Here is a 26,071-nt window from a genome sequence, read left to right on the forward strand (position 1 = left end):
AATTAAAATTTTAGTTAAAAATAGACTAATACGTATCTTGTATTCTTTGAGAAATTATTTGCATAATTCGTTTAGAATATTCTCCCATATTGGTTAAATATACAGCAAATTCTTCATCGGTAAACATTCCAATTATTATTCCTACATATTGATTTCTTAAATGTTGATTTCTTGAAGCTACCGTTTTTAAAAACTCTAATTTTTTAAGGGTGTCAAATTTATGAATGTCAAAATCAGAGTGTTCTAAATAATTATCAAACAAAGCAATAATAGTGTTGTGCTGTAATTTAATAATAGGTCTTATAACAAGGTTCTGAAATTGTTCTTCTGTAGACATTGTATCATCTACTTTGGCAGAAGGAATGTTAGGTCTTAGTTCTTTTTTATTCATACAATTTTAAATTACTAAAGAGATAGTTTTAAATAAGTATTAATCTTTTTGCTTGGGTTCGTAAAATATGATGATTTGTACTAAAATGGCCATTACTACTAAAAATATAATTTCAAGGTGCGTAAATATATTAATAGTTTTCATGGCATTGTTACTTGTAAACATCTGTGTTTTACTCTCATCTAATTGAATTTTAGATAAGTTTTGAAGTTTTAATGTAATCTTTTTAATGTTTTGTAATAACTGATTTTTATGAGTGATAGATTTAGATAGGATGTATTTTTCTTCTATCTCTTTTAGTTGTTTAATATCCTTTTTAAGATCATTAAAAAGGGTATGTTCTTTTTCGGTTAATTTTGTTTGGTCATACCTGGTAATATAGTTTGAAATCTCAAGGTTGTTTGTTCTGTTTTTAATCTTAAAAAAAGTAGAATCTAAAGATATAATGGCAACTTCCTTTTGATGAATTAGCATGACTGTTTCAAAAAGTAAATCACTAGCAATAATTCTATCTTCGTAAATATTTGTTACCGATTCTCTAAGTTTATTGTAATTGTCTTTATCTACCAAATTGGTACTTAACACGATAAAAAACACTAAAAGAATACTGGCAACTTTTTTTATTTTATTAAAATTAATCATAAGGCTAAATTTATTATATCTGTAAAAAACAGTATGAATATATACATTTTATTCGTGAAAAATAAAGGATATTTATAGACTTGTAATTGTTTTTTAGATTTTAACAACTCTGTTACTAGCGTTGTTTTTTACTGTTTTACTTGTTTTGTAAAAAGAGATTTTTTTTGATAAATTCACTATAGAACCACAATTCTTAACTTAGTTTTTCTTTTAGAAATTGCCCAGTATAAGATTCTTTATGTCCTGCTAAAGCTTCGGGGGTTCCCATAAACAAAACATTTCCTCCATTTTTACCTCCATCTTTTCCAATGTCAATAATATAATCAGCACATTTAATAAAATCAATATTGTGTTCTATTACAATTAAAGAATGTCCGTTGTTGATTAGGGCATTCATAGATGTTAGTAATTTTTTAATATCGTGAAAATGCAATCCTGTAGTAGGTTCATCAAAAATAAAAAGTGTTGGCTCTTGACGACTTCCTTTTACCAAAAAAGAAGCTAATTTTATGCGTTGTGCTTCTCCACCAGATAGAGTAGAAGACGATTGTCCTAAAGCTACGTAACCCAAACCAACATCTAACAAAGGTTGTAGTTTTTTGCTGATTTTAGTTTGTTTGTGTGTTTTAAAAAAGTCCAAAGCTTGGTCTATAGATAGATTTAAAATATCATCTATATTTTTATCGTGAAACTTGACCTCTAATACTTCTTTCTGAAAACGTTTTCCGTTACAGGTTTCACAAGGCAAATGCACATCTGCCATAAATTGCATTTCTATGGTAACTTCTCCTTCACCTTTACAAGTTTCACATCGTCCGCCATCTACATTAAAAGAAAAATGTTTAGGTTGATAGTTTCTCATTTTAGCTAAGTTTTCATGCGCAAACAAAGCACGAATATCATCATACGCTTTTATATAGGTAACAGGGTTAGAACGAGACGATTTACCAATAGGATTTTGATCTATAAACTCAACGTTTTTAACCGCATCTAAATCTCCTTTTACGTTGGTAACTTCTCCAATTTTGTTTCCTTGACCAAACAAGTGTTTTTGCAAAGTAGGATAGACAATATCTTTTACCAAAGTACTTTTTCCACTACCCGAAACTCCTGTAATTACAGTTAAACCGTTTAAGGGAATGGTAACATTTATATTTTTTAAATTATTTTCTCTAGCACCAATAATTTCAATTTTATTTTTAGAAATTCTTCTTTTTTTAGGAACTTCTATTAAATCTTTTCCGCTTAAATAATTGGCAGTATGTGTAGTTGCTTTTAAAAGCTCTTTATAGGTACCTTCTGCCACTAATTCACCACCAAAAACACCCGCATCAGGACCAATGTCAAAAATATAATCAGCCTGTTTCATAATGTCTTCATCGTGTTCTACCACAATTACCGTGTTTCCTAAATCTCTTAATTGTTTTAAGACTTCAATTAGTTTTAAACTATCTTTTGGGTGTAAACCAATACTAGGTTCGTCTAAAATGTACATAGAACCCACCAAACTGCTTCCTAAAGAAGTGGCTAGGTTAATTCGTTGACTTTCTCCACCAGATAAAGTGTTAGAGGCTCTGTTTAAGGTTAAGTACCCTAAACCTACATTGTCTAAAAATTCCAATCTATTGTTAATTTCTACCAACAATCTTTTACCAATAACGGCATCGTATTTATCAAGTTCTAACTGTTTCATAAATACAGTTAACTCATCAATAGGTAAATTTATTAGCTCATTAATGGTTTTATTACCTATAAATACATGGTTGGTTTCAGGTCTTAAACGGGTTCCTTTACAGGTAGTACATTTGGTTTTTCCTCGGTAACGAGACAACATTACACGGAACTGAATTTTATAGCTTTTTTCTTCTAAATATTTAAAAAAGTCATGAATTCCATCAAAGTTTTTTGTTCCATTCCAAACCAATTCTTTTTGAGCTTCCGTCAATTCAAACCAAGGTTTGTGTACGGGAATGTCGTACTCAAATGCATAATTTATCAACTGATTTTTATATTCAGAACTACTTTCACTTTTCCAAGGAGCAATACAATCTTCATAAATAGAAAGAGAGGTGTTTGGAATTACCAATTCTTCATCTACACCAATTACATTTCCGTAACCTTCACAAGTAGGACAAGCTCCATAAGGATTGTTAAAACTAAAAAAATGAGTATTGGGTTCGTAAAAAGTCATACCATCTAACTCAAACTTATTGCTAAACTCACGCGTAGTGTTATCTGATAAATTTTCTAACACACACAATCCTTTTCCTTCGTAAAATGCGGTTTGTATAGAATCTGCCAAGCGGTTGTAATAATCTTCATCGTCTTTTACTACAATTCTATCAATTACTAAATTTAATTCAGTTTTAGCAGTAATGTTTTTAGATTCTACCTCTTCAATTCGTAAAGTTTCTTTATCCACTTTAATTCTAGCATAACCTTGCTGTACTAAAATTTGCAAGGCTTTGTCAGCATCTCTATCACCTAAATCATAAGGAGCTAATAGCAGTAACTTAGTTCTTTCTTCTAATTTTTTTAGATGATTGATAACATCAGAAACCGTTTCTTTTTTTACTTGATTGCCAGAAATAGGAGAGATGGTTTTTCCAATTCGGGCATATAACAATTTTAAATAATCATAAATTTCTGTAGTAGTTCCTACCGTAGAACGTGGGTTAGATGAATTTACTTTTTGTTCTATAGCAATAGCGGGAGCAATACCTTTAATATAGTCTACCTTAGGTTTGTTTAGTTTTCCTAAAAACTGACGAGCATATGAAGAAAGACTTTCTACATATCTACGTTGTCCTTCGGCATACAAAGTATCAAAAGCTAAACTAGATTTTCCAGATCCAGATAGCCCTGTAATAACAACCAGTTTGTTTCTTGGAATGGCTACATCAATATTTTTTAAATTGTGTAAACCAGCTCCTTTTATTAAAATATATTCTTTTGTTGATAAACTATCTAGTTCTTTGCTCATAATACATATTGTCTTGCACCGTAAAAATAAATGATTTGTTGTGGTTTTTAGGTTATCTATTCTGTTTTATTATCTAATTGATATTTAGTTTTGATAATGAACATTTTAAACTAAACTTTAAGTTGATGAAATTAAATAATATAAGAGTATTTATAGGATGTATAGCGCTTATTGCTTGTGGAACTACTAAAAATAAAGCTACAGCTACACTAGATGAAAAAGTAAGTAATCATAAACATACTTTGGAATTAATTCCGTTACCCAAGCAGATTACGAATGAAGAAACATGGGAGTTTCAGGCTGATATTTCGGATGATTTTAATTACACATATGAGGCAACAAACTCTTTAACTACATTTGGACAAAATAAATGGAAAAATTTTTATCACGCAGCTTGGGATGGTCCTGGAGTTACGTATTGGAAATATGATAAGATTTCTGTAGATGGAAATGATTTGATTATAAAGACAGACAGATGGAATTCTGAAAAAGAATCGAACCCTGTTTCTAAGAGAGGGGTTAAAATGAATATGCCCAATAGCGGAATTAGTACAGGTTGTATTGCATCTACAAAACCAGTACAATATCCCGTGTTTATAGAATCTAAAGTAAGTGTTACCAATTTAGCTTTGGCTTCGGATGTTTGGTTGTTAAGTCCAGATGCTACACAAGAAATTGATATTATTGAATGTTACGGAGGTAAAGATCCAGGAAACGCATATTTTGCTGAATTTATTCATGTGAGTATTCACTCTTTTATAAGAAAACCTTTTACAGATTATCAGCCTAGAGATAAAGGATCTTGGCTTAAAAAAGAAGGAGTAAAAAGTTGGGGAGAGTATTGTGATGTAAATGGAGAAAGAAAATATGTAACCATGGGAGTGTATTGGAAAAGCCCTGTACATTTTGAGCATTATATGGATGGTGAGCTAATGCGTGTTTTGTATGACAAATCTGTAGCAACTAAAATAAATGGAGTTTGGGAATATGGGTATCCAACCATGACTAATGGAAAGTTAGATGTGAGTAACGGAAAACAAAAAATTACACAAACAGGAACATCATCAGAATATGATTTTAACATGTTAGAAAAAGCAAATAAAATGTCTACGGTTAGTATTGTAGACCCTTATGAATATCAAGGAGGAAAAGGCTTTACCAAAGCTATGGATATTATTATAAATGTAGAAGCACAAGATTGGCATGCCAAAGCAGGAAGAATGCCCAGAGATAGTGATTTAAAGGATCCTACAAAAAATAACGATATGAAAGTAGATTGGATAAGAGTCTTTAAACCAAAAAGCTAAAAAAACATTATTATAATAACTTAAAAACCAATCTTATATAAGGTTGGTTTTTTTGTTTAAAATGTATTTTGTTTTTATTTTGGTATGTTTTTTGTGAAATATTTCTTAACTAAATTAAAACTTTTGATTGCCTATACGTTCTAAAACTACCTAACATATTTAAAAGATTTATAAATGAACTTGTTACAATCAAAAAGCGATGCTCAGTTGGTTTCTGAGTATATAAAAGGAAATGAATCTTGTTTAGCTGTATTAATAGAAAGACATCAACAAAAAATATTTGGTTTTATCCTGTCCAAAACAGGAGATAGAGATTTAGCAAACGATCTGTTTCAAGATACGTTTATAAAAATAATACATACATTAAAGCGAGGGGCGTACAATGAAGAGGGGAAGTTTTTACCTTGGGCAATACGTATTTCTCATAACCTAACAATGGATTTTTATAGAGATAAAAAACGTAAAAAAACAAAATATGCTACAGATACATATGATGTTTTAGACTTTATAGGAATTGAAGATGTTCCTGTAGAGAGTAAAATTGAACAGGAGGAAACTTTGCGAAAAATAATAAGTTTGATTGCAACACTACCCGAAGATCAACAGCAAGTATTAAAAATGCGCATTTTTATGGGGATGAGTTTTAAAGAAATAGCAGATCAAACAGAAGTAAGTATTAATACCTCTTTAGGTAGAATGCGTTATGCTTTAATTAATTTAAGAAAAGTGATAGAGGAAAAAGAAATATTTATTTCTTGATAGTATACTAAAAATAGATTTTTATCGTTTTAGGATAATTAAACGATATACTACATGATAAAAAATTACTCAACGTCTTCTTCTGAAGAAAAACAAATGGAAAAAAATAAACCCAATACAGAAACAATTTCTTTTTTGTTAGCGTATTCAAAATCCTTTCATATTCAAAAAGGAAAAATGATTAAAGAATTAAGGTTTGACAAAAATTAATGTCAAACCTTTTTTATATTTTAAGCCATAGATAATATTAAATTTTAGCAAAATAAATAACAATGCGCGTATATTTGTGATACAGAATAATGGATTATGAGTAAAAAAGTAACTTTTAAAGAGGTAGCAGCATTGGCTGGAGTTTCTACACAAACAGTTTCTAGAGTTACCAACGGAGGAGACAATGTAAATTCAGAAACATTAAAAAAAGTTCAAGCAGCTATAGATACTCTTGGTTATGTTCCTAACAAAGGAGCTCAGTTATTGGTTCGTAAAAAAGCTAAAATATTTGGGGTTATTTCTCTTGAAATGACGATGGAAGGAGCCATGAATATTGTAGAAGGAATTAGATTAGAGAGTAAAAAAGAAGGGTATTCTATATCTATTAGTGTTTTAGAAAATGGAGAAGATAGCTTAGAGCAAACAATAAGAGAGTTATTATCACAACAAGTAGATGCTATTTTAATAAACTTAGCTGTAACAAAAAATATGGCAGAAAGTATTGTAAAAAAATATGCTCACATCCCTTTTTTGTTTATTGATGTTCCTGTAGAAGCTCATGTAAATCAAGTATCAGCAAACCATTATGATGGGGCTAGTAAAATGGCCAAATTATTATTAAGTCAAGGACATTCTCGTTTTGCCTTGCTTAATGGACCTGCTAATTCTTGGGCAGCAAATCAAAGAAAATTAGCTTGGGAAAATGAAATAAAAAAAGAAAATGCTAAAATAGTATTACAGGCAGAAGGAGATTGGAGTGCAAAAAGTGGCTATTTAGAAACCACGAAAATGCTGTTACAACCTATACAAATAGATGCATTGTTGGTTGTGAGTGATCAAATGGCTTTAGGTGCATTACGTGCTTGTTCCGAACAAAAAAAAGCCGTTCCACAGCAAATAGTTGTTAGTGGTTTTGATGATACTGCTGATAGTGCTTATTTTAATCCTCCATTAACAACCGTTAAACAAAACTTTTTAGAAATAGGAAAACAAGCGGTTCAACAAGTATTATTACAACTAAATGATGATACCCTAATTTCTAAACAATTTATTGATGTTGAACTTGTAGAAAGACAAAGTACAATGTTGATAGAAAAAGAATCTAATGCAGTACAAAAAATAGAAAACTTGTTGCAAGAAATTCAGAGTATATTACCCAGTATTCCTGAAAAATAAAATCTATTCCTCTTTTGGATGTGTATATCTATTTTTGAGTTAATAATAGATAATTATGTGTTAATAACGTATAATTTTATAAACACAAATCACCTGTATCTTTGTATTTATAGGTTTTAGTAGCTATTACTTAAATTGTAAAGTGTCTAAATCTATTCCTAAAAAATAAAGAAGATGAATACAAGTGAAATTTCAGATCCGTTTAAAAAGGCACGTATAGAGAGTGGTTGTGGTCATATGGAAGATCAAAATGATCCAGCAACTATGTTGTTACGTTTAAAAGATGTACGTAAAAGTGCTCATAATTGGAAAACTTTTCAATCTGGAGCTGCACCTGGTAGAATTGTAATTCCATCAGAAGTACATATTAGAGAAACAAGACAAATTCCTTTTGAAGTAGATCCACCAGAACATAAAGCTTATAGAAATTTAGTAGAAGCTTGGTTTAAAAGACCTCTAGATGAAGCGTATCAGCAAAAATTAACAACTATAGTAGAAACTATTATTGATGAGGTTTTAACTAAAGATAACATAGAAGTTGTTGAAGATTTATCTTTAAAACTACAATCTAGAGCTTTAACTCTATTATTAAACACTCCTTTTGAAGAGTCTGAGAAATGGATTTCTTGGGGAACGCATGTGTTTAGAAGTGAAGGATCATCATTAGATGGAGATAAAGCAAATATTTTATACGATTATATTGATGCCGAAATTGACAAGGCAATTGCAAAACCAGGATGCGATTTATATTCAGTATTGTTAGCTTCAGAAATTGATGGAAAAAAACTATCAAAAGAAGAAGTAAAAGGGGTGATGATTTTAACTTTTGCAGGTGGTCGTGATACGGTTATCAATGCCTTAACCAATTCGGTAGCTTACTTTGCAGACAACCCAAAATCGATACAATATATTAAAGAAAATCCTGAGTATACTGGAAAAGCTGTAGAAGAGTTAATTCGATATTTTTCTCCATTAACACAAATGGGAAGAGTGGCTACTGAAGATACCGTAGTTTGTGAACATGCAGTAAAAGCTGACACAAGAATTTCTTTGTGTTGGGCATCTGCTAACAGAGATGAAACCGTATTTGAAAATCCAAATGAAGTAGTATTGGATAGAAAATTAAATCCGCATGTAGCCTTTGGTTTTGGAACTCATAATTGTTTAGGTGCAACACATGCTCGTCAAATTATGAATATTTTTTTAACAACAATAGCAAATAAAGTTGCTTCTATAGATATTATTGAAGCAAAAGAAAATATAGAGGATCTAGGAGATTTTAAAAGAAAAGTAGGATATGATAGTTTAACTGTAAAGTTTCACAATCACTAAATAAAACAAAACAACTAAAGAACAATAAAATGGCTAAAATAACTTTTATAACAAGCGATAACGAAAAAATAGAATTAGAAGCAACATCTGGTTCTGTAATGCAATTGGCAGTAGATAATGGAGTGCAAGGAATAGATGGTGATTGTGGAGGTGTATGTTCTTGTGCAACGTGTCATGTACACGTTTTGCCAGAACACGTATCTAAAACAGGAACAGCTAGTGAAATAGAACAAGATATGTTAGAACTAGATGATAATGTAAGTGAATATAGTCGTTTGTGTTGTCAGTTAGATGTGTCTGATGCGTTAGATGGAGTTGTTTTACAAGTAGCTAAATAATATACGTATGTCTGCAAACAAAACGTGTGTAGTTATTGGAGCTAGCCATGGAGGAGTAAATTTTGGAACAGCTTTGCGTAAAGAAGGTTGGGAAGGTAAAATTATTTTGATAGACAAAGATCCTGAAATTCCGTACCACAGACCTCCTTTGTCTAAAGCTTATTTAACATCTCCTTTGGGAATTGAAGCTTATCAGTTAAAGTCTAAAGAAAGTTATGTAAAAGATAGTATTCAGCTAAAATTAGGAGTATCAGTAAATAGTATTGATAAAGAAAAACAGGAATTAACCTTAAGTGATGGTTCTGTTCAGTCTTATGATATTTTGGTAATGGCAACAGGAGCAAGACCTATCATTCCACCAATAAAAGGAATTAAAACAGCTACTAATTTATATCCATTAAGAACGGCAAAAGATGTAGAAAATATTCAGACAGCTTTGTTAAACGCTAGCACTAAAGATGTAGTGGTAATTGGCGGAGGTTATATTGGACTAGAAACGGCAGCTTCTTTAAAAAAAATGGGAGCAGAAGTGACTGTTTTAGAAAGAGAAGAAAGAATTTTAGCAAGAGTTACGGCTCCAGAAATGTCAACTTTTTTTGAGGAGTTACACAGTTCAAATAATGTGAGTGTGTTGACCACTAAAAATGTAGTGGCTATAGAAACAGAAAATGGTATAAATACCGTTGTTTGTGCCGATGGTACTTCTTACAAAGCTTCTGTTATTGTAGTGGGAGTAGGTATTTTGGTAAATACAGAATTAGCTAGTTCTATTGGATTAACGCTAGAAAATGGAATTAAGGTTGATGAAACAGCTAAGACTAGCAATGCTACTATATATGCTATAGGAGATTGTAGTTATCATTTCAATCCGCACTACAATCGCTATATAAGATTAGAATCTGTGCAAAATGCAGTGGATCAAGCAAAAGTGGCTGCTGCTGCTATTTGTGGAAAAAAAACTGTATACAACACAATTCCTTGGTTTTGGTCAGATCAATACAACGTAAAGTTACAAATGGTTGGTTTGTCTCAAGGATACAATCAGGTATTGATGCGTAAGGAAGAAGATTTGAAGTTTTCTATTTGGTATTTTAAAGATGAGACTTTATTAGCTGTAGATGCAGTAAATAATGCCAAAGCTTATGTTGTTGGAACTAAGTTTATTAAAGAAAATGCAACAATAGATAAAGAGAAGCTAGTAGATACTTCTGTGGTATTTAAACCTGCAGAATTATTGAAGTCTTAATATAGTGGAGTAAATCACAAAAAACAGCCTTTTTTCTAGATAAGAAAAAAGGCTGTTTTTTGTGATTCTATATTTCTCTAAAAAAGAACGCTACTAATAGTGAGATCTAAATTCTTTAGCGGTTAATTGTGTGTGTTTTTTAAAAAACTTTTGAAAATTAGTAGGTTCATCAAAACCTAATTGATAGCTAATTTCTTTTACAGTATCTGTTGATGCTACTAAATACCTCTTTCCTTCTAATATAACAAAATTATCTATAAATGCTTTAGCTGTGTTTTTTGTAATTGCTTTGCAAATAGTGTTTAAATGCTTGTAAGATATATGTAAATCACTTGCATATTTTTTAGCATCTCTCGTTTGAGTGTAGTTTTTTTCGACTAGTGCTCTAAACTTATTAAAGACTTCTTGATTTTTATCCAATAAAATTGGATTTACATCTTTGTTTTTAACCAATAATTTTAACAAGTAAATAGAAAGTAATGATGATGTTAAATCTGCAGCAATTTCTTTAGGAGCAGAATTTAACTCAGTATTTAATACATTAATAAGAGTATTGTTTTCTGTAGGAGAATGAAAACTTTTAATTCCAGAAAATGTATCAAAAAGGTACTCTAATTTATGAAGCATAGAGTTTGATAAGTGCTTTAACAAAAAAGCATCTGTAAATACGACCAGATATCCTTGGTAATTAGATTTTTTATCAAAAGCATGTATTTGACCTTTTGAAACTAATAAGCTATCTCCTGTTTTAAGTTGACAAGAATTAAAATCAACCCAATGTTGAACCTCACCTTGAGTAATGATAAAAATAACATAAAAGGTAAGTCTATGGTAAGCGTATGGATCGTGATCTGAGTGTTTGTTTTTTATTTGTAAAGTTTCTAAATCTAATACCTCAAAACCTTCAATTTTACTTGGTTTTAACCTGTTAAATTCTATATTTGGGATATTATTCATCTTACTTATTTAAAAAGAATGAATTTAGAAAAAAGCTTTAAATAATCTTTGGTATATCTATAAAATTAAACAAAAAAATCTGATGAAATTTATAAATTTTATCAGATTTTATGGTAAACAAATACAAATCTAGAAGATAGTATGTTTTATTTAGAGAGAGTTAAATGATCTATGATTCCACTTTTAAATACAGTTCTTAGTTTTCTGTTAGGCTTGTTTTCATAACCAACAATAATAGAACTATGTATTGTCATTTTGTTAAAATCAAAAACAATAGTTAGGTAGTCTTTTATTTCTGTTTCGTGCCAGTTAACCAAATAAATATTGTTTCCTAATTTGCTAGAACGATAAGGAATGTCTTTGTTTCCGTGTCCTTTTCTAGGTCTATTAATCCATTCGTAACTAGCTTTTCCGTCTTTAAATTCCATATGTATAGCTGTACCATTTTGGTACTGATAATTTAAAGAGTAACCATCAATAAAGTGTTCAGGCTCGTTAAAATTAAACTTATAGTCTTCTGCTTTTTTGTTTTGTGCAACACTAATTCCTATGCTAAATAGAAAGGCACAAATAAATGTAATTATTTTTGTCTTCATTTTATTTTTTTTAAATGATTATACCACAAATGTCTAATTTATTTAATCGTATAAAAAGGTAGATGTGTTACTATAAATGGTGAAAAGAGGAAAATTGATTGTTATTTAGAAAAACAAGATGCAACTTGAATTTTAACCAAATCAAAAACATTAGAAAAGTTACTATTATAAGCCAAAGAAAGTTCTGTACAGGCTAGTATTACATTTGTTTTAGTTGCATGTTTTTTAACAATTGTGTTAAAATTATTTATAGTATCTGGAGTCGCTGTTTTGTTATAAACGGCTATTCTATATGTTTCAATTTGTTGATAATCTTTTGTGGTTGGAAAGCTACATTTTATTCCGTAATTTTCTAGTAAACTAGAAATATAGCCTGGTTGCATGGTGTGTTTAGATCCAAAAATAACTACTTTATTTTGATCTACTTTTTTTAAATCATGAACCAGTTCTATAATAGGATGTATTAATTTAAACTTAAAAGTTTGTTCTTTAAACAGTTCATCAAGAGTTTGATGAATGGTAATATTAGGAACTATTAAATAATTTACATCTTTAATTTTGTCTAAATAGTTGACTAATAGTTTTTTTAATTCTTTTGAAGGATGGGGTAGTAAATTGTTGATTTCATCAAAATAGGTTGGGTAGAAGCTAAAATTAGTAGTATTAAAATTACAATGATTAGAAAGCATATTTAAATACAAATTATTAGAGTCTTTAGACATTTCTAGTATTCCTATTTTACCCAATCCCATTAGCTTTTTTTTTCTAGAATGTAGTCGGCAAAATACTCGCGTTTGTCCATTAATTTTCCAATAGTTTTTAAGCCTGTATTGGTACAGATTTTTTCCAAAATTACATCATCATATTTTCTAGAAATTTCTGTATGAATTGTTTCTTTTTCTTTAAATGATACTGTTAAATTAAGACTGTTTATAGGGATTTTTTGGTCTATTTTACTGCGGATTCTACTTTTGGCAATTCCTTCTAATTCATCATATTCAGGCACGTGTTCAAATTGGTTAATATCAAAATTTGCATCCAATTCTCGATTAATCCTTTCTAATAAATTTAAGTTAAAATCTCTTGTAATCCCTTTGCTATCATTGTAGGCAGGTAATACGATGTCTTTTTCTTTTTTTAAATCTGTACCTAAAATAATTTTATCTCCTTTAGATAAATTTTTGCTTAGTTTTTTTAAAAAAGAATTCGCCAAAGCATCTTCCATATTACCAATATTAGATCCTAAAAACAAAACAACTTTAGGAAAAGGAGAGTTTTTTAGCTCGTTTAATATTTGAAAATAATCGCCCTTTTTAGGAGTTATTTTTTTATTAGGTAATTGTTGTGCAACAGTATTTTCTATTTGATCTAAGGCTTTTTGAGAAATATCAATAGGTAAGTATTGGTAATGATAGTTTTCATGTTCTAAAACCTTAAGTAATTCTATGGTTTTAGATCCATCACCAGCTCCTAATTCTATCAACTCAAAATAACTAGTCTTGTGTATTTCCAATAACTGTATAATGTCTAAAGGTTGATTTTTAAAAATATCAAACTCCGCATTGGTTAAATAATACTCGGGTAATTTCATGATTTCAGAAAATAGAGTAGAGCCTTTTTCGTCGTAAAAGTATTTAGATGATAAATTTTTAGGAGTTTCACTCAACCCTAATTTTACATCTTTTGCAAATTGTTTGTTCATTTTACTAATCGTATTCCGGTGAATTGCCATTGTTCTTGGGCGTGAAAAAAGTTACGGTAACTAGGTCTGCTATGGTTTGATGATGTGGCTATAGAGGCACCTCTAAGCACCATTTGATTGATCATAAACTTTCCGTTATATTCGCCTATGGCACCTGCTGCTTTTTTAAAGTTAGGGTAGGGTAGGTAGGTACTATTTGTCCACTCCCAACGTTGTCCCCAGTTTAATTTAGATGATGCTATTTCCCATTCAAACTCTGTAGGCAATCTCATCCCTTTCCATTCTGCAAAAGCCATAGCTTCGTAAAAACTAATGTGTTTTAAAATATTATTAGGATCTACTTTTTTAAATCCTTTTAGGGTGTAATAAAACCAATCATTTTTTATTTTATGCCAATATAAAGGAGCGTTCTTCTTGTTTTTTTGTACCCATGACCATCCTTCATCTAACCAAAGATTAAAATTGCTATAACCATTAGCTTCTATAAATTCTATATATTCTTTGTTGGTAACTAAGCCTTTTGAAATTTCAAATTTATGGAGATATACTTTGTGTACTCCTAACTCATTGTCAAAGCAAAAGTCTTTGTTTTTGTATCCAATTTTATAAACACCTTCCTCTATTTTCACATATCCAGATTCTGTGTTTTGTTCCTGATCTAATAAAGTTGTTTCTGTATTATATGGAGGGAAAAGAGGATTTTGTCCAAACATATATTTAATGTCTGTTAACAATAATTCTTGATGTTGTTGTTCGTGATTTAATCCTAGTGTAAGTAAATTTTGAATTTCTATTGAAATTTTATTTTCTAACAATTGAATCATAGAATCATCTACATATTTTCTATAACTATAAACTTCATCAACAGTAGGTCTGGTCATGTTTCCTCTATTGGCACGCAAAACTCTATCTCCAGCATTGTTGTAGTAGCTATTAAACAAAAAAGAAAAATCTGAATTGTAAAGTGTGTAGTTTTCTAAATTTGGAATGAGTATAAAAGTTTCAAAAAACCAAGTAGTGTGTGCTAAATGCCATTTGGCAGGGCTCGCAAAATCGGCTACTTGCACTACATAATCTTCTGTTTTAAGAGGTTTGCAAATGTGTTGAGTGTAGGAACGAACTTCCTGATATTGTTGTTTTAATGATGTCATTTATTCAAGTCCTTTTTTATTGGGGTTCCAAAAAGGTTTTGTTTTTATTTGTTTGGTATCCCACTGTAATTCTTTTCTAAAGTATTGATTTAAATCAAGACAAATTCTGCTATCTCCTGCTAAATAAACCATTTTTTTACCATTCATTTTAGAAGTAATTTTTTTTACTTTTTCTAGAATATCTTCTTGTGGGTTTTGAAGCATTTCATAAAAATTAAAAGGAGTTGTTCCATCAATATCAGTAAATAAATCTTTTTTGTTTTGACTATAAATAATACTTTCTACCTTTTTATTGCTAGCAAGACTTCTGTTTATTATATACAAGTGAGACAATGCAGATAAATCACCAATCATTAAATAAGAATCAGCAGTATTGTCTACTAAAAAAGTTCCTTTTTTCCATTTATAGTAAATAAGTTCTCCAATTTTACAGTTTTTTACCCATTCTGCTCCAATTCCGTTACTGTGGGTTGCTATTGCTAAATCTAATGTTCCCTCTTTTTTGTTAATATTCCAAACACTATAACTCCTTATTTTGTCTTTAAAAGAAATATCTTCTTTTCCTATTCCAATTCCTAAGCGTAAAAAAGAACCCGGAATAAAAGGGGTGTTGGTTATGTTTTTACTCTGTAATTTAACTTTATAAACTGAACTAGAAAGTTGTGTTTTTTCTAGTATAGTTGCTTCTTGAAGTACTACTTTTTTTAATATGTTTTCAATAATTCCCATTTAATTCATTTTTTGTAATTCAATTCATTTACTGTATAGGGATTTAGAAGTCTATTTTTCTTCGTTCTTTTTTATTTCTTCAACAATTTTTAAAGTGCTTTTGTGTGGTCTTCCAGCTGCTTTTTCATAATCTGAAACAAGGTCGTATGCACCAATTTTAATTCCCTCATAAATTCCTGCAATTACAGTTCCTAAAAAATCACCTAGAGCTTTTTTTCTAGCTTCTTCATAAGCCGCAACAGTTAAAGAGGTGTAAGTAAGTTTAGTATTGTAAACTTGGTTGATGATTTCTGCCAATTCAGTTTGAGTAATTGCTTTTCCTGTTAAATTATAAACTTTTCCATTGTGTTTCTCTTCTATCAACATTTGTGAATAAGCGTAGGCTAGTTCTGGTCTACTTGTGTAACCACATTTACCATCACCTGCAGAATTACGAATACCGTCTTCTTTGATGTAATTGTCTATATACTCAATATCTGGTTCAATATAAATTCCGTTTCTACCAATTGCCCATTGCAATCCAGATGCGATTACATCTTTTTCTGTTTGTCTGTTACTTTGTACTATTGGGCTAAATGCAGAGTTTTCTTCATGACCAACAATACTAGTGTATACAATTTTTTGAACTCCATTTTGTTTCGCTGCTTCAATTACGTTTCTGTGTTGTTGAATTCTATTTTCGGGTTTGTCCATACCAGATACCAAAAGAACAGCATCAACACCTTTTAATGCAGTGTTAAATTGTTCCCGATTGTTGTAGTCTCCCTCTCTAATTTCTACACCTAAATGGGTTGCTTTAGAGGTGGTTCTGGCAATACCAATTATGTTTTCTTTGCCAATTTCTTTAATTAATTGTTTTACAATAGCAGATCCTAATTGTCCGCTAGCTGATGTTACTGCAATTTTCATAATTGTTATTTTTGATTCAATTTAAGGTCTTCTAATTCTTTTTCCAACTTTTCTGCTTTTGTTTTAAATTTTTGCATGGCTTTTTTTAGTTGTTCTATTTTTTTAAAAGCCTCATCATCTTGTACGGCTTGATAAGTGGTTTGTCCGTTGGTTTCTTTTATTTTGGATTTGCTACCACAAGTTGGGCAGCTAGCTATGGTACTCATTTTATTTTTGTTTTAAACAAAGTTCAATACAATTTAATTTTAACAAAAGGTAAATTAGTCACTAATAAAGGTAAATATTGAACCTTTTGTGGATTGAGTATTGTTAATTTTGTATGGATTTGTTGTGGTAAGTCTTATTTGTGGGTAATTAAGAACACTTTTCCGTTGTACTTAGAGTTAAGATGGTATTTTGGATCTTGACGAACTTTTTGTAAAAAATCTTGAGTATCATTCATATCTGCATTATCTACATAAACAAAAGTTTTTTTATGAAAATTAGGTTCAAGCAATTTAAATAGAGGGAAATATAAATCTTTCCATCCATCTAAAAACAACAAATCTATAGGTTCTGAATGGTTTTTTAATGTGTGCATAGCATCACCAACTCTAAGATCTATTAGATGATTTACTTCTGCTTTTTTAAAATTATCAACAGCTTGTTTTGCTTTTGATTCAATTAATTCTGTAGTAATAATTTTTCCCCCCGTTTTAAGTATGCCTTGAGCTAAAAATAATGTTGAAATACCAAAAGAAGTTCCAAACTCAATAATATTTTTTAGATTGTGATCCTGAATAATTTGTTTTAAATATGTTCCTTGTTTTGAAGATATAGAAAGAAAAACATCTTTAAAATCCATAGGCTGTATTGGTCTAATTCTACTTTCGGCTAAGCTTTTTATTATTTTATAACGATCATTTTTAGCTTCTTTATATAGTAGATTTAAAACGTTGTCTATTTGGTTTTGTTGAGTTGTCATGATTGTTTTCTTTTTAAATGTTCATTACTAGTTATTTTATCATAAGCAACAATCACACCTAAATAATTTATGAATTAGATGCATAATAAATTAGAATATGATTGCTGCTTAAAAATTATAACTAAATATTAAAACCAGTCTGCACCTGTGTCTCCTGGAAAAAAAGCATCGGGTAATGATAATAAAAGACCTCCCTCTTTGTAATTAGGATACAGTACTTGTAATTCATCAATAACTTGTTGATGTGTAGTTACTGTTCCACCACTAGTAAGGGGTTTAGTTCCGTTAATAATGTTTTTTGCGTTTTGTAAATACGTTATGTTTTCATTAATTACGGTTCCAATATCTGTACGAGAATTGTTATGACCTACAAATATGTGATTGTACCCAGAAAAATTAGTCTTTAATTCATTTAGGCCTGTAATCCAGTTGTCTAATTCGTTTTCAGAATCTTTAGGTGTGTATTCTCTTAAATAAGGATGTGCTAAATTGTAAACAAGATCTCCTGCAAAAATCACTTTGTGTTCTTCATTGTAAAAGTATCCGTTTTCTCCAGTTTCTGCGTTAGATACTTTGTCAAAGGTAAAAGTTAAATCACCTATAACTTGTGTATTGTTCACTCCATTAACTTTTTTAGAATACAAACTTGTAAAATCATCAGTATTGTTTAATTGATTGGCAACTTCACTTTGGGCATAAAAATCTAGATCAGTAAAATTTGTAGCACCTCCATAATGATCTCCGTGGTTATGTGTAATAATTACAGTCCCCGGTTTGTTAATAGCATCTATATAGGTTTCTAATTCTGCGGCAAAAGTAGGAGCAGGCCCTAAATCTACAATAACAATATTGTTTTCTGTTTCTACAATAGTAACGGTGTAAGGTCCTGAACCAAAATCAATCGTGTGATATCTTACCGTGTTTTCTGTTATAACCTCTACAACTCCTGTTGTAATTATAGAACTAGCAGGTGCGGTTTCAAACTCTACGACAGTTTCTTTTGGGGTATTGTCATCATCATTATTACAAGAAATAATTAATGTTGATGTGAAAATAACTGCTAGTAAAAATTTTAATTTTAAATACTTCATTGTTTTATATTTTAATTTATTTAATACAACAAAAGTATTTTAAATGTGAAGTTTAAAGATTATCCAAATAAGTCAAAAAAGGGTAAAAGTGTAACCGTATGAGTTAAGAATGTTTTGTTTGTGAATTTTAGCTTTTTAAGAAATTATATATCGATAATTATCCTTTTAAACTTAGTAAAAGAAAAAAGATAGGATTGATAAAAACTTTAGATACGCATAAAATAGAAATGATTTAATCGTATTACTGTTTAAAACAATAAATAGAGTTTAATAAACTAAGCTTTGTAAACAATAAAAATATATGCTATTTCCCAATACAGTAAGTGTTAAAACACTATTTATTAGTTGTTTTATGTAGTTGTTAGTGTAGTATAGGTGTAGTTTTTATTTTTAAGAAGTTTATAAAAACGAACCTTGTGTATATTAAGTGCCTAATAATACACTTTTTCCCTCTAGTACAATGATATTAGTGTAAACTAGTACTATTTATTAAGTCTAATGATTATACTTTCAATGTTTGTAGATTGACAAACGTAACATTTAGAATTAACTTAAAAATAACTATTTTTAAAATATTGAAATTAAGACCTTGTTTGATTACAAATATAAAGATGCAATTACCACCAGAACAAAACATATCAATCTCTAAACTTACATCTGTATTTAAAAACACCAGTGCAACTTATAAATTTTATTGGTTTTGGGCAATACTAGAATGTGTTGATGAAGGAAAAATTGAAATTAATAAGAAGGAAATTTTTGCTAGAATGCTAACTTTATCTTGGTATACTGTAAATTATTTTCATGTGTCATTTGGAAAACAGGATTTGATACAGGATGCCGTTAGAACAATAAAGAATGTTGAAAATCTTAATGTTGACTCTAAGAAAAGTATAATCTTAGATAAACTATTAAAATCAAAAAATACAACGACTAATTCAATACTACATCATTTTGACAAAAACGTACCTCATAAATTCTTGAGTCCATGGCTTGGTACAGGGTCTAAAGCTGAAGTGTATAATAAATCGCTGGATAAAAATGTTAATGCTCCTTATATACTTCTAAAGGATTCAATAATTATATTAGATAGTTGGTCTGAATATTTTAGGGTAAATAGTGGTTTATTGAAATCTTTCTGTTATTGGAACTTAACCTTGTTTTTACAAGCAAGAAATCCTAATGTACCAGATATTCCAAATAAAATACAAAGACCAATTGTAAGAGGTAGTTTAAATAATCACAAAAAAATGTTTTGGGATTTGATCCTAAATGAATTGGGATATATTAATTGTATTTATACTGGAGAAAAATTAAAAGTTGGAGGTTACATTATTGAACATTTTATTCCACATCAATTTGTTGCTCATGATTTAATGTGGAATTTAATACCTGCTGAGTCTAGTTTTAATTCTAGTAAAAGTGATAAGCTTCCTAGTTTTGATATTTACTTTGATGACTTTTATAAACTTCAGAAAGAAGGTTATAAAATTATCAAAACAATTAGACCTAAAAATAAATTTCTTCAAGATTACTTACCAATATTTCCTAATCAAGAGTTTAGTAAATTGAAATATGAAGAACTTATAAAACCAATGCTTACTATTGCCCATAATAATGGTTTTCAATATATGAACTCATGAAAAATTTTTTGAATATTCCTGAATCTGTAATTATTTTTAAAAATAAATTCTTCTTTATCATAAAAGATTCTTTTCCTGTTTCTCCTGGACATCTTTTGATTATTTCTAACGAACTAAGAAAAGATTACTTTGAACTATCTAAAGATGAAAAAGATAACTTGTCAGAAGTTATAAATCAGGCAAAATTATTAATTGAAAAGAATAATTCTCCAGATGGTTATAATATTGGAATGAATTGTGGAAAATATGCAGGACAAACCATTTATCATTTTCATTGTCATGTGATTCCTAGATATAAAGGAGATATAGAACATCCAGAAGGAGGAGTAAGAGGTGTAATTCCTAATATGATGAAGTATTAAGTTATGTTTTCTAAATATAGAAAAACATTTAATTTTGAATAAAATTATACCCAATAGGGTGTTTTTTTGCTTATAAGCATATGAATATACCCTATTGGGTGTATTTATGTTTTATTTTAGTATATTGCACCCATAAAGGTATAATTATGGAGGAGCGAAATAGAAATAATGACATTGCTTTGTTTGTAAGAGAGAGTCGTAAAAAAGTAAACTTAACTCAAGTTGAATTAGCAGATATAACAGGAGTTGGTTTGCGTTTTTTACGAGAACTAGAACAAGGAAAACCTAATTTAATGACTGATAAAATCAATCAAGTATTATTGTTTTTTGGTCATACATTAACTATCAAACCTATAAGCGATGAGACAAGGAGAAGTATGGGTTCATAATCAACTAGCAGGGATGTTAATTGAAAACGAAGATGGTTATGTGTTTTGTTATGATGCAGATTATCTAAAAAATGACTCAGCAAAAGCTGTTAGTCTAACACTTCCTTTGCAATCTAAACCTTTTGAAAGTAGATATATGTTTTCTTTTTTTGATGGACTTATACCTGAAGGTTGGCTATTAGAAATTGCTCATAAAAATTGGAAGTTAAACCCTAGAGATAGAATGGGCTTACTATTAACCACTTGTAGAGACTGTATAGGTAATATAAGTATAATTCCTGTTGACTTATGATTTGTTTAGCTTGTTTAAAGAAAATAGAACCAAATACTGGAATTGCTAATTACCATAAAAAGTGTTTAAAAAAATTTTGGCAAGAAGATGAACCTGTGTTTAATTTAGATTATGAAGTTTCAGAGATTGAAGACCTAGCGAAACAAAATGTTGCTCAAAGGGTTATTGTAACTGGTGTACAGCCTAAATTATCTTTAGGATTTACAGAGGGTCAAAAAGAATCTAGACTAACTATTGTGGGAGCTTTGAATGGAAAGTATATTTTAAAGCCACCTTTCCATTTGTATCCTCAAATGCCCGAAATTGAGGCTTTATCTATGTTATTAGCTAAAGCTTGTGGTGTTGCTACCGTTCCCTTTTTATTGATTCCTTTAAAAGATGGTACGTTGGCTTATTTAACCAAAAGAATTGATAGAGGATTAGGAAATATTAAATTTCCTATGGAAGATGCCTGTCAGTTTACTGATAGACTTACAGAACATAAGTATAAAGGATCTTACGAGCAAATAGCCAAAGGAATTATAGCTTATACACAAAACCCATTAATTCATGTCGTTAAATTTTATGAGCAAGTACTGGTTTCTTTTTTAATAGGAAACAATGATATGCATTTAAAGAATTTTTCGGTAATAGCTTTAGATCAACAAAAATATCAATTAACTCCTGTATATGATATGGTTGCGGTAAATCTTCTAATTCCTGAAGATGAAGAAGAATTAGCTTTAAATTTAAATGGGAAAAAAAGGAAATTAAAAAGGAGTGATTTTGAAACTGCAATGAATAAAGCTCATATCCCCACTAAAGCTATAAGTAACTTATTTAAGCGTATAGAAAAAGGAATGGAAAAATGGAATGAGTTGATAGATAGTAGTTTTTTAACAAAAGCTAAGAAAGAGCAGTTAAAAAAAGTAATTGAAGATAGAGCAAAACAAATTGAGATGATACAGTATTAATCTTTTAAAAGTGTACTCTAACTACACAAATGAAAACAAATACAATTAAATGAAAACAAAATATAGAGTGTATTTGTATATTTAATCTTTAAAAAAAGCTATTTCCCTTAATCCTACATAAATTTTATGAATAATTCTGTACACAATAAATTGGTGTCTTTTATTTGGTCTATTGCAGACGATTGTCTTAGAGATGTTTACGTACGTGGTAAATACCGTGATGTTATTTTACCCATGATTGTTTTACGTCGTTTAGATGCCTTGTTAGAACCTACCAAAGAAGCCGTTTTAGAAGAAATCATCTTTCAACGAGACGAAGCAGGCTTTACAGAATGGGACGAGTCTGGATTGCGAGATGCTTCTGGATTTGTATTTTATAACACGAGTAAATGGACTTTGCAAAAAATAAAAGACACAGCTACTAACAGTACTCAAATTTTACAAGCCAATTTTGAAGACTATTTAAACGGATTCAGTCCCAATGTAAAAGAGATTATAGAAAAGTTTAATTTGGTGAGCCAAGTTCGCCACATGGCAGCTAAAGATGTGTTGTTAGATGTGTTAGAAAAATTTACATCACCAAACATCAACCTAACACCTTATGACAAAGAAGATACAGAAGGTAGAAAACTACCTGCTTTGTCTAATTTAGGAATGGGATATGTGTTCGAGGAATTGATACGTAAATTTAACGAAGACAATAACGAAGAAGCAGGAGAGCACTTTACACCTCGTGAAGTAATTGATTTGATGACACACATTATTTTTGATCCCATCAAAGAAAATTTACCTCCAGTCATGACCATTTACGATCCTGCATGTGGTAGTGGGGGAATGTTAACCGAAGCGCAAAACTTTATCAAAGATGAAGAAGGAGCAATAAAGGCATTAGGTGATGTGTATTTATATGGAAAAGAAATCAACGATGAAACTTATGCCATTTGTAAAAGTGACATGATGATCAAAGGAAATGATCCTGCCAACATACGTGTAGGTTCTACTTTATCTACAGATGAATTTGCAGGAACTACTTTCGATTTTATGCTATCCAATCCTCCTTATGGAAAATCTTGGGCCAGTGAACAAAAATTTATCAAAGATGGAAAAGAGGTAATAGACCCTCGTTTTCAAATAAAATTAAAAAACTATTGGGGACAAGAAGAGGAGGTAGATGCCATTCCACGTTCTAGCGATGGACAATTGTTATTCTTAATGGAAATGGTTTCTAAAATGAAACCCGTAAATGACAAAACAAAAGGGTCTAGAATTGCCAGTGTACACAACGGGAGTAGTTTGTTTACAGGAGATGCCGGTGGAGGAGAAAGTAATATCCGTAGGTATATTATAGAAAATGATTGGTTAGAGGCCATTGTACAATTGCCTAACAATTTGTTTTACAACACAGGAATCACCACTTATATATGGATTCTAAACAACAACAAAGCCAACAACCGTAAAGGAAAAGTACAGTTGATAGATGCAGGACAACTGTATAGAAAACTAAGAAAAAACTTAGGAAACAAAAATTGCGAATTTGCTCCTGAACATATTACAGAAATAGTAGATGTGTATTCCAACATGGCAACCCAGCCAAAACAAAAATTGGTAGCTGAGCCTGTCGAAGCTCAGGTGTTTGACAATACAGATTTTGGGTATTACAAAGCCAGTATAGAACGTCCTAAACGTTTAAAAGCACAATTTACAGCAGAACGCATAGAAACCTTACGTTTTGACAAAGCGCTATTAGAACCTATGCAATATGCCTACGAAACCTTTGGAGATAATATATACACCAATACTCAAGAACACGAACAAGATATTTTAGATTGGTGCGAAAAAAATGAAATCAATCTATCAGCAGCCAATAAAAAGAAATTAACAAAGGCAGATACATGGAAAAAGCATCTAAACTTGGTTCAAACTGGAACTACCTTGTTAAAGATCATTGGAGAAGATGAGTACAACGATTTTAACCAATTTAAAAAGTTAGTAGATGCTGAAATCAAAAAGCAAAAATTAAGTATTAGTGCCACTGATAAAAAAGCCATTTTAAATGCGGTAAGTTGGTACAGTGCCGATGCTGAAAAAGTGATTAAAAAAGTTGAAAAATTGTCGGGTGATAAGCTTGCAAAACTACTAATGCATTTAGATTGCGAAGAAAAAGACTTGGCAGACTTTGGGTATTACCCTTGTCATCCTGAACTTGTTTCAGGATCTGCTAATAAAGGAGAATACATTACCTACGAAACCGAAAGTGACTTACGCGATACAGAAAACGTACCTCTAAAAGACAACATACATAGTTATTTTAAACGTGAAGTACAACCCCATGTATCAGAAGCTTGGATAAACTTGGATGCTACCAAAATAGGTTACGAAATTAGTTTTAACAAATATTTTTACAAGCACACACCGTTACGAAACATAGAAGACGTAACCAAAGATATTTTGGAGCTAGAAAAACAAAGTGATGGTTTAATTACTGAAATTTTAAACCTTGTGTAATGGAAAAAGCTGAAAACAAAACAAAATCATCTAGCGAAGTCACTAATCATAGTCAAAGTGAAGTCGAGATAGGGTTATCGAGCGGAGTCGAGATACAACAATACCCAAACTACAAACCCTCAGGAGTAACCTGGTTAGGAGAAATTCCTGAACATTGGGGCGTGAAGAAATTTAAGTTCGTGTTAAATCAAAGTAAAGGTTTGACAATTACCAAACATAATTTAGGAAATGAAGGAGTTTGTTGTGTTAACTACGGAGAAATACATTCAAAGTATGGATTTGAATTAGATATCACAAAACATAAATTGAAATGTGTAAATAAAGAATATTTAAAAACAGATTCCAATTCACTTTTAAATAAAGGAGATTTTGTTTTTGCTGATACATCAGAAGATATTGAAGGTTCGGGAAATTTTACTCATTTAAAATCAAGTGATAAAATTTTTGCTGGATACCATACAGTTATTGCAAGACCAAAAATTGAAATAGAATCACTTTTTTTAGCGTTTGTATTTGATTCAACTTCATTTAGAAATCAAATAAGAAAAAAAGTAAAAGGAGTTAAAGTATATAGTATAACTCAATCTGTTTTAAAAGAAACTAATATTTGGATTCCACTCCTCCAAGAACAAATCGCCATTGCCCATTTTTTAGACGATAAAACCACCAAAATAGACGAGGCTATTGCTATTAAAGAACAACAAATAAACTTACTTAAAGAACGCAAACAAATTTTAATACACAAAGCTGTAACTCGTGGTGTTGGGTCATCGAGCGGAGTCGAGATGAAGGATTCTGGTGTTGAATGGATTGGTAAAATTCCTGCGCATTGGGAGGTGAAGAAGCTATTTGGTATATGTGATTTCGTGAGAGGGAATTCACCTTTCAGTAAAGATGAATTATTGAGTACAGGAGATTATGTTGCTCTGCAATATGGGAAAACTTATAAGGTTGATGAAATAGATGATAAATATAATTTTTATGTCAATGATGAATTTTACAAGGAAAGCCAAATTGTAAACTTTGGTGATACAATTCTTGTTTCAACATCTGAGACAATAGAAGATTTAGGTCATTCTGCTTATTATAATAGGAGTGATTTAGGTCTATTAGGAGGTGAACAAATGGTATTAAAACCAAAAAAGGAAAAATTAGATGGTCATTACTTGTACTTTATTTCTAAAATATTCTCTAAGGAATTAAGAAAGTATGCAACTGGAATTAAGGTTTTTAGATTTAATGTTAACAATTTAAAAACTATTTATGCTTCTGTTCCACCACTTTCAGAACAAAAAGAAATTTCAGCCTATATAGAAACTGCTTCCAAAAAAATAGAAACTGCTATTGGCTTAAAACAGCAAGAAATTGCCAAGTTAAAAGAATACAAGAGTAGTATCATAAATAGTGTGGTAACGGGTAAAGTAAAGGTTTGTTAAAAAAAAAG

At 30.2% G+C, this 26,071-nt stretch carries 27 protein-coding genes; 14 read left to right on the forward strand and 13 right to left on the reverse strand.

Translation table 11 applies throughout. The features are described from left to right. Nucleotides 1-25: 25 nt before the first annotated feature. From FHR24_RS10395 to uvrA, 3 genes are all read right to left on the reverse strand, one after another. Nucleotides 26-391 carry a glyoxalase gene (locus FHR24_RS10395; RefSeq protein WP_167188042.1) on the reverse strand — a complete coding sequence of 122 codons (366 nt, stop codon included), beginning with the start codon at nt 389-391 and terminating at the stop codon, nt 26-28. A gap of 39 nt (nt 392-430) precedes the next feature. Then, the gene (locus tag FHR24_RS10400) at nt 431-1,033 is read right to left on the reverse strand and encodes an MCP four helix bundle domain-containing protein (protein ID WP_167188045.1); all 603 of its coding nucleotides are present in this window, start codon (nt 1,031-1,033) and stop codon (nt 431-433) included. A gap of 193 nt (nt 1,034-1,226) precedes the next feature. Next, complete coding sequence (gene uvrA, locus FHR24_RS10405; RefSeq protein WP_167188048.1) at nt 1,227-4,016, reverse strand: excinuclease ABC subunit UvrA; 2,790 nt, start codon at nt 4,014-4,016, stop codon at nt 1,227-1,229. A 125-nt stretch (nt 4,017-4,141) separates the two neighbouring features. Between uvrA and FHR24_RS10410 the strand changes: the two genes are divergently transcribed. The 7 genes from FHR24_RS10410 to FHR24_RS10440 all read left to right on the forward strand — a co-directional run bounded on the left by FHR24_RS10410 (nt 4,142) and on the right by FHR24_RS10440 (nt 10,384). Next, nucleotides 4,142-5,323, forward strand: coding sequence for a LamG domain-containing protein (locus FHR24_RS10410; protein ID WP_167188051.1), 1,182 nt, complete (start codon nt 4,142-4,144; stop codon nt 5,321-5,323). 174 nt (nt 5,324-5,497) lie between these two features. Beyond that, nucleotides 5,498-6,082, forward strand: coding sequence for an RNA polymerase sigma factor (locus tag FHR24_RS10415; protein WP_167188056.1), 585 nt, complete (start codon nt 5,498-5,500; stop codon nt 6,080-6,082). Nucleotides 6,083-6,136: 54 nt separating this feature from the next. Further along, complete coding sequence (locus FHR24_RS10420; RefSeq protein ID WP_167188058.1) at nt 6,137-6,292, forward strand: hypothetical protein; 156 nt, start codon at nt 6,137-6,139, stop codon at nt 6,290-6,292. A gap of 96 nt (nt 6,293-6,388) precedes the next feature. Further along, nucleotides 6,389-7,468, forward strand: coding sequence for a LacI family DNA-binding transcriptional regulator (locus tag FHR24_RS10425; protein WP_167188061.1), 1,080 nt, complete (start codon nt 6,389-6,391; stop codon nt 7,466-7,468). A 174-nt stretch (nt 7,469-7,642) separates the two neighbouring features. Continuing rightward, nucleotides 7,643-8,800, forward strand: coding sequence for a cytochrome P450 (locus tag FHR24_RS10430; protein ID WP_167188064.1), 1,158 nt, complete (start codon nt 7,643-7,645; stop codon nt 8,798-8,800). A gap of 29 nt (nt 8,801-8,829) precedes the next feature. Beyond that, nucleotides 8,830-9,138, forward strand: a complete 309-nt coding sequence (locus tag FHR24_RS10435; protein WP_167188068.1) for a 2Fe-2S iron-sulfur cluster-binding protein — start codon at nt 8,830-8,832, stop codon at nt 9,136-9,138. Between the two features lie 7 nt (nt 9,139-9,145). Further along, nucleotides 9,146-10,384, forward strand: a complete 1,239-nt coding sequence (locus FHR24_RS10440; RefSeq protein WP_167188071.1) for an NAD(P)/FAD-dependent oxidoreductase — start codon at nt 9,146-9,148, stop codon at nt 10,382-10,384. A gap of 93 nt (nt 10,385-10,477) precedes the next feature. Here the strand turns inward: FHR24_RS10440 and FHR24_RS10445 are convergent, their stop codons facing one another. The 10 genes from FHR24_RS10445 to FHR24_RS10485 all read right to left on the reverse strand — a co-directional run bounded on the left by FHR24_RS10445 (nt 10,478) and on the right by FHR24_RS10485 (nt 18,483). Continuing rightward, nucleotides 10,478-11,341 carry an AraC family transcriptional regulator gene (locus FHR24_RS10445; RefSeq protein ID WP_167188074.1) on the reverse strand — a complete coding sequence of 288 codons (864 nt, stop codon included), beginning with the start codon at nt 11,339-11,341 and terminating at the stop codon, nt 10,478-10,480. Between the two features lie 146 nt (nt 11,342-11,487). Beyond that, nucleotides 11,488-11,937 (reverse strand): MoaF-related domain-containing protein, encoded by a 450-nt coding sequence (locus FHR24_RS10450; protein ID WP_167188077.1) that lies wholly within the window; start codon nt 11,935-11,937, stop codon nt 11,488-11,490. A 101-nt stretch (nt 11,938-12,038) separates the two neighbouring features. Beyond that, nucleotides 12,039-12,689, reverse strand: coding sequence for an aspartate/glutamate racemase family protein (locus FHR24_RS10455; RefSeq protein WP_167188080.1), 651 nt, complete (start codon nt 12,687-12,689; stop codon nt 12,039-12,041). Beyond that, entirely contained in the window at nt 12,689-13,639 is a 951-nt protein-coding gene (locus tag FHR24_RS10460) for an L-histidine N(alpha)-methyltransferase (RefSeq protein WP_167188083.1), read from the reverse strand. Before FHR24_RS10460 ends, FHR24_RS10455 begins: the two co-directional genes overlap by 1 nt. Beyond that, nucleotides 13,636-14,790, reverse strand: coding sequence for an ergothioneine biosynthesis protein EgtB (gene egtB, locus FHR24_RS15560; protein ID WP_208412332.1), 1,155 nt, complete (start codon nt 14,788-14,790; stop codon nt 13,636-13,638). Before egtB ends, FHR24_RS10460 begins: the two co-directional genes overlap by 4 nt. Further along, a complete protein-coding gene (locus FHR24_RS15565; protein WP_208412333.1) occupies nt 14,791-15,519 on the reverse strand; it encodes a siderophore-interacting protein in 729 nt (242 codons plus the stop codon). It abuts the gene before it with no gap. A gap of 51 nt (nt 15,520-15,570) precedes the next feature. Then, nucleotides 15,571-16,428: an SDR family oxidoreductase gene (locus FHR24_RS10470; RefSeq protein WP_167188086.1), complete on the reverse strand. Its 858-nt coding sequence runs from the start codon at nt 16,426-16,428 to the stop codon at nt 15,571-15,573. Nucleotides 16,429-16,433: 5 nt separating this feature from the next. Then, a complete protein-coding gene (locus tag FHR24_RS10475; protein ID WP_167188089.1) occupies nt 16,434-16,634 on the reverse strand; it encodes a hypothetical protein in 201 nt (66 codons plus the stop codon). A gap of 134 nt (nt 16,635-16,768) precedes the next feature. After that, nucleotides 16,769-17,392: an O-methyltransferase gene (locus tag FHR24_RS10480; RefSeq protein WP_167188092.1), complete on the reverse strand. Its 624-nt coding sequence runs from the start codon at nt 17,390-17,392 to the stop codon at nt 16,769-16,771. Between the two features lie 128 nt (nt 17,393-17,520). Continuing rightward, nucleotides 17,521-18,483: an MBL fold metallo-hydrolase gene (locus FHR24_RS10485; protein ID WP_167188095.1), complete on the reverse strand. Its 963-nt coding sequence runs from the start codon at nt 18,481-18,483 to the stop codon at nt 17,521-17,523. Between the two features lie 611 nt (nt 18,484-19,094). Here FHR24_RS10485 and FHR24_RS10490 point away from each other — a divergent pair. From FHR24_RS10490 to FHR24_RS10520, 7 genes are all read left to right on the forward strand, one after another. After that, entirely contained in the window at nt 19,095-20,126 is a 1,032-nt protein-coding gene (locus tag FHR24_RS10490) for an HNH endonuclease domain-containing protein (RefSeq protein ID WP_167188098.1), read from the forward strand. Beyond that, the gene (locus tag FHR24_RS10495) at nt 20,123-20,488 is read left to right on the forward strand and encodes an HIT family protein (RefSeq protein WP_167188101.1); all 366 of its coding nucleotides are present in this window, start codon (nt 20,123-20,125) and stop codon (nt 20,486-20,488) included. Before FHR24_RS10490 ends, FHR24_RS10495 begins: the two co-directional genes overlap by 4 nt. A gap of 146 nt (nt 20,489-20,634) precedes the next feature. Next, nucleotides 20,635-20,877: a helix-turn-helix domain-containing protein gene (locus FHR24_RS10500; protein ID WP_167188104.1), complete on the forward strand. Its 243-nt coding sequence runs from the start codon at nt 20,635-20,637 to the stop codon at nt 20,875-20,877. Further along, a complete protein-coding gene (locus FHR24_RS10505; RefSeq protein WP_167188107.1) occupies nt 20,849-21,169 on the forward strand; it encodes a HipA N-terminal domain-containing protein in 321 nt (106 codons plus the stop codon). The genes FHR24_RS10500 and FHR24_RS10505 overlap by 29 nt, the downstream gene beginning before the upstream one ends. Next, nucleotides 21,166-22,122 (forward strand): HipA domain-containing protein, encoded by a 957-nt coding sequence (locus FHR24_RS10510; protein ID WP_167188109.1) that lies wholly within the window; start codon nt 21,166-21,168, stop codon nt 22,120-22,122. Before FHR24_RS10505 ends, FHR24_RS10510 begins: the two co-directional genes overlap by 4 nt. A gap of 126 nt (nt 22,123-22,248) precedes the next feature. Next, nucleotides 22,249-24,627: a type I restriction-modification system subunit M gene (locus FHR24_RS10515; protein ID WP_167188112.1), complete on the forward strand. Its 2,379-nt coding sequence runs from the start codon at nt 22,249-22,251 to the stop codon at nt 24,625-24,627. Then, complete coding sequence (locus FHR24_RS10520) at nt 24,627-26,063, forward strand: restriction endonuclease subunit S (protein ID WP_167188115.1); 1,437 nt, start codon at nt 24,627-24,629, stop codon at nt 26,061-26,063. The genes FHR24_RS10515 and FHR24_RS10520 overlap by 1 nt, the downstream gene beginning before the upstream one ends. Nucleotides 26,064-26,071 lie beyond the last annotated feature (8 nt).

This window comes from Wenyingzhuangia heitensis, assembly GCF_011762155.1.
Lineage (GTDB): Bacteria > Bacteroidota > Bacteroidia > Flavobacteriales > Flavobacteriaceae > Wenyingzhuangia > Wenyingzhuangia heitensis.

What these genes read in the sequence shown, in the direction of transcription:
- FHR24_RS10395 (WP_167188042.1), bottom strand. Translation starts at nt 391, where the DNA reads ATGAATAAAAAAGAACTAAGACCTAACATTCCTTCTGCCAAAGTAGAT.
- FHR24_RS10400 (WP_167188045.1), bottom strand. Translation starts at nt 1,033, where the DNA reads ATGATTAATTTTAATAAAATAAAAAAAGTTGCCAGTATTCTTTTAGTG.
- uvrA (WP_167188048.1), bottom strand. Translation starts at nt 4,016, where the DNA reads ATGAGCAAAGAACTAGATAGTTTATCAACAAAAGAATATATTTTAATA.
- FHR24_RS10410 (WP_167188051.1), top strand. Translation starts at nt 4,142, where the DNA reads ATGAAATTAAATAATATAAGAGTATTTATAGGATGTATAGCGCTTATT.
- FHR24_RS10415 (WP_167188056.1), top strand. Translation starts at nt 5,498, where the DNA reads ATGAACTTGTTACAATCAAAAAGCGATGCTCAGTTGGTTTCTGAGTAT.
- FHR24_RS10420 (WP_167188058.1), top strand. Translation starts at nt 6,137, where the DNA reads ATGATAAAAAATTACTCAACGTCTTCTTCTGAAGAAAAACAAATGGAA.
- FHR24_RS10425 (WP_167188061.1), top strand. Translation starts at nt 6,389, where the DNA reads ATGAGTAAAAAAGTAACTTTTAAAGAGGTAGCAGCATTGGCTGGAGTT.
- FHR24_RS10430 (WP_167188064.1), top strand. Translation starts at nt 7,643, where the DNA reads ATGAATACAAGTGAAATTTCAGATCCGTTTAAAAAGGCACGTATAGAG.
- FHR24_RS10435 (WP_167188068.1), top strand. Translation starts at nt 8,830, where the DNA reads ATGGCTAAAATAACTTTTATAACAAGCGATAACGAAAAAATAGAATTA.
- FHR24_RS10440 (WP_167188071.1), top strand. Translation starts at nt 9,146, where the DNA reads ATGTCTGCAAACAAAACGTGTGTAGTTATTGGAGCTAGCCATGGAGGA.
- FHR24_RS10445 (WP_167188074.1), bottom strand. Translation starts at nt 11,341, where the DNA reads ATGAATAATATCCCAAATATAGAATTTAACAGGTTAAAACCAAGTAAA.
- FHR24_RS10450 (WP_167188077.1), bottom strand. Translation starts at nt 11,937, where the DNA reads ATGAAGACAAAAATAATTACATTTATTTGTGCCTTTCTATTTAGCATA.
- FHR24_RS10455 (WP_167188080.1), bottom strand. Translation starts at nt 12,689, where the DNA reads ATGGGATTGGGTAAAATAGGAATACTAGAAATGTCTAAAGACTCTAAT.
- FHR24_RS10460 (WP_167188083.1), bottom strand. Translation starts at nt 13,639, where the DNA reads ATGAACAAACAATTTGCAAAAGATGTAAAATTAGGGTTGAGTGAAACT.
- egtB (WP_208412332.1), bottom strand. Translation starts at nt 14,790, where the DNA reads ATGACATCATTAAAACAACAATATCAGGAAGTTCGTTCCTACACTCAA.
- FHR24_RS15565 (WP_208412333.1), bottom strand. Translation starts at nt 15,519, where the DNA reads ATGGGAATTATTGAAAACATATTAAAAAAAGTAGTACTTCAAGAAGCA.
- FHR24_RS10470 (WP_167188086.1), bottom strand. Translation starts at nt 16,428, where the DNA reads ATGAAAATTGCAGTAACATCAGCTAGCGGACAATTAGGATCTGCTATT.
- FHR24_RS10475 (WP_167188089.1), bottom strand. Translation starts at nt 16,634, where the DNA reads ATGAGTACCATAGCTAGCTGCCCAACTTGTGGTAGCAAATCCAAAATA.
- FHR24_RS10480 (WP_167188092.1), bottom strand. Translation starts at nt 17,392, where the DNA reads ATGACAACTCAACAAAACCAAATAGACAACGTTTTAAATCTACTATAT.
- FHR24_RS10485 (WP_167188095.1), bottom strand. Translation starts at nt 18,483, where the DNA reads ATGAAGTATTTAAAATTAAAATTTTTACTAGCAGTTATTTTCACATCA.
- FHR24_RS10490 (WP_167188098.1), top strand. Translation starts at nt 19,095, where the DNA reads ATGCAATTACCACCAGAACAAAACATATCAATCTCTAAACTTACATCT.
- FHR24_RS10495 (WP_167188101.1), top strand. Translation starts at nt 20,123, where the DNA reads ATGAAAAATTTTTTGAATATTCCTGAATCTGTAATTATTTTTAAAAAT.
- FHR24_RS10500 (WP_167188104.1), top strand. Translation starts at nt 20,635, where the DNA reads ATGGAGGAGCGAAATAGAAATAATGACATTGCTTTGTTTGTAAGAGAG.
- FHR24_RS10505 (WP_167188107.1), top strand. Translation starts at nt 20,849, where the DNA reads ATGAGACAAGGAGAAGTATGGGTTCATAATCAACTAGCAGGGATGTTA.
- FHR24_RS10510 (WP_167188109.1), top strand. Translation starts at nt 21,166, where the DNA reads ATGATTTGTTTAGCTTGTTTAAAGAAAATAGAACCAAATACTGGAATT.
- FHR24_RS10515 (WP_167188112.1), top strand. Translation starts at nt 22,249, where the DNA reads ATGAATAATTCTGTACACAATAAATTGGTGTCTTTTATTTGGTCTATT.
- FHR24_RS10520 (WP_167188115.1), top strand. Translation starts at nt 24,627, where the DNA reads ATGGAAAAAGCTGAAAACAAAACAAAATCATCTAGCGAAGTCACTAAT.